Origin of the sequence: Hydrogenophaga sp. NFH-34, from assembly GCF_021401345.1 — a bacterium.
GTDB lineage: Bacteria > Pseudomonadota > Gammaproteobacteria > Burkholderiales > Burkholderiaceae_C > Hydrogenophaga > Hydrogenophaga electricum.
On the sequence record NZ_JACBGE010000058.1, the window covers coordinates 1 to 2,766 of the forward strand.

Below are 2,766 nucleotides of genomic sequence, written 5' to 3' on the forward strand. Positions count from 1 at the left end.
TCATCGACACGTTTGGCCTGCGCCGGGCTGATCCGGCCGGTATAAATGGCGCGCTTGAGGGCGTTAACAGCCTCGCCCCGATTGAGCACCCGGCGCAACTCGTTCCTGAAAGCGTCCTTGACAAAGTAGTCAGCCAAAAACGCCGTACGCAGCAACCGCCCCAATTGCACGCCAGCCTCATAGATTGGATCGCCCTGGGCGGCAGAACCGAACCGCGCAAGAGCTGCCACCGCACTGGCATGTCCGCTCATGACCGAGGCTGCCAGGTGCACCAGACTATCCCAATGCTTTTCGATCAAAGCGACGTCGACATTGGCTTCGCACACCGCAGCGATTTCTGCGGGCACTTTGGTGCCGCGTGGCACAAAGAGGTGGCGCTGTTTGAGTTCCTTCAACCGCGGGCAAAGATCAAAACCAAGCAAACGGGCATGTGACATGGCAAAGTCGGTGTAGCCATGGGTATCCACAGCAAGCTGGCTGGTCTCCAGCTTTTCTTGGCGGATGACACCTTCAATGGCCACGCCCGCCTGGCGCTCATTGAGCACAAAGGGCTGCGCATGGAAGATGCCCCACCGGTCTTTTACATGGGAGTAGATTCCAATGGAAGGTGTGTTGCGCCGAGGATCAAGCCGGGCTTGCCACACCCGTTTGGTGGTCTCCATGCTCATCATGTCAGAAGATGCCAAATCGGACCGCCCCCAGGTGGCGGCAATCGGGTGTCGCTGCATGAATTCCAGCACAGCCTGGCAGGCCTGGCTCAGACGCCGTTCGTCCCGCGCCCAGCGCATGGCCTGGCGAATGCTGGTGGCAGACAATTGCGGAATCATGCGCGCGCATTCGACCGCAGTCAGACTGGTGCCGTGGGCCATGATGCCGGCATAGACCATCAGCAGCTCGTCGGTAGAGCGCGGCTCACGTCCGAGCATGATCCAGCTAAAGCGCACCTGGGCGTCAACGGCCAGAATCACTTCCGGCAATTGAACCTCACCGATGCGGTGATCCAAAGCCGCGCGCAGCTTGGTCACTTCTGGGTCTTCGTCCTCTGCGGGCAATGGCGACAAATGGAGTTCATCATCCACGCGCAGTACGCCACTGCGGGCTGCAGCGGCCACCGCATCGACACCGGCAGTTACTCTGGCCAGCAAAGGCTTCAAGAAAGTGGCAGCCTTGCTGGGTAACGATAGACGGGCATAGTGTTTCTTGGACTCTGCCTGCCAACGCTCGTCCGTGAAGAACAAGCGCGCACGACCCCGAAAGCTCAGGCTGTGCTCAATCCAGACCGAGCCATTGCGCACCGCGCGGCGCAGGGCAAACAGGGTGGCCACCTCCAACGCCTGAAACGCCCGTTCCCGGTCTGGGCTGGAGATCGAAACCTGCCAGATCATTCCCAGACTTGGTGCCACCACTTCAACTGGCAGCTTTCTGGATCCTTTGAGATATAAAGCTTGCAGCTTGGCAAGGTACTCGATGGCAGGATGCTCGCCGGTGGCCTGCCAGGGCAGCTTTGCAATGGCGACGAGCAACGACCGCACGGGGCGAATTCCATCAATCAATCCCTCGCGGACCAGGGAGGCCCTGCTCGGTGGTTTGCGTTTCTGGGTTTCGGTGATCAAGGCTTCAAGACGGGCACGCAACTCAGCATCTGGCACCGCACCTTGCGCGCTCAAGGCAACAAGTTCGCCGAGCAGCGTTTTGTACATTGCGGCCCAATTGACGGTAGCGGGGACATCGGCGGCAGCCTGACGCCACAGATCGGCGATCCGGCGCTGCACCATAAGGATCAACTGGTCTGTGGTGGTGAACAGGCAATACCGAAGAAAGCATGCGACCTCCACGGTGCGCGCTGGCTCTTTGATCTTGGCTCCGGCTGAGGGCGGCCTGGAGACAAGTCGGCGCGCGTAGCGGCGCAAGATGAGATCGGGGATGTCTGCCAGGTGCTTATGAACGTCCAGCGTGTAAAGCAGGTCGATGCGCTCCAGTACCTCGCTGATTTGGCGGGTTGAGTGTTTCGCCGGTGCAGCCCATAGCCAACTCTGCTGGGTTTGTCCATCTGGGCGCAGCTCTGAAACTGAGGCTCGCCAGCGATCAAGTGTTGCTGGATCAACGCTGGCGGCGATGGCGGTGCCTGTTTCAACTTCAAGCTGGGCAAGTGCCGCCGCAATCAGTGTCCGAATTGCCCGCTCGTGCACGATCACCAGCTTGTTCTTGTACAGCCATTGACGCGCCCGCACGAGTAGCTGATCGCGGTCGGCGCAGCGCGCCACTTCGTCGCGCAGTTCACGTACCAGTGAGCGGCGCTGGTGCTCGCTCATCCACTGGAATCCAAGGACCGTGCAGGCTACTTGTTGGTGATCGAATAGCGTGCGCCCGCGTTCATACATGGCTCTCAGCGAGGCGACTTCTGGTGCTGCAATGCCAAGCTCGTTGCCAAGGTGGCGCCACAAGGCTACTGGAATTACCCGAAAGGCACCGAGCAAACGCCCACTCATGCGCAGGAAACCAATATGGAGCGCCAGACCAAGCTTGTGGGAATCACCTCGGCGTGCATTGATTGCGTCGCGCTCGGCACCATCGAAGGTGAAAAATGCCTTCATCTCGAAGTCGCTGATATCGCGGGGGAGCCCACGCATCCCCAAAAACGTTGTGTGCCAACCCTGCATCGTGAACCTCAAAAGTGGGAGGCCACCATACCCGTTTACAAAGCGAACAGGAAAGTCAATGAAATCAACGGTCTACCCAGACCACCCCCGCGCCAGTGCTAGCTTT

The 2,766-nt window shown here is 59.5% G+C and carries 1 protein-coding gene; it reads right to left on the reverse strand.

Going from position 1 to position 2,766, the window contains the following annotated elements; genetic code table 11:
* A partial coding sequence (locus L0977_RS25270; RefSeq protein WP_234267680.1) for a Tn3-like element IS1071 family transposase occupies positions 1-2,660 on the reverse strand: 2,660 nt, incomplete at its 3' end.
* Between the last annotated feature and the right edge of the window lie 106 nt (positions 2,661-2,766).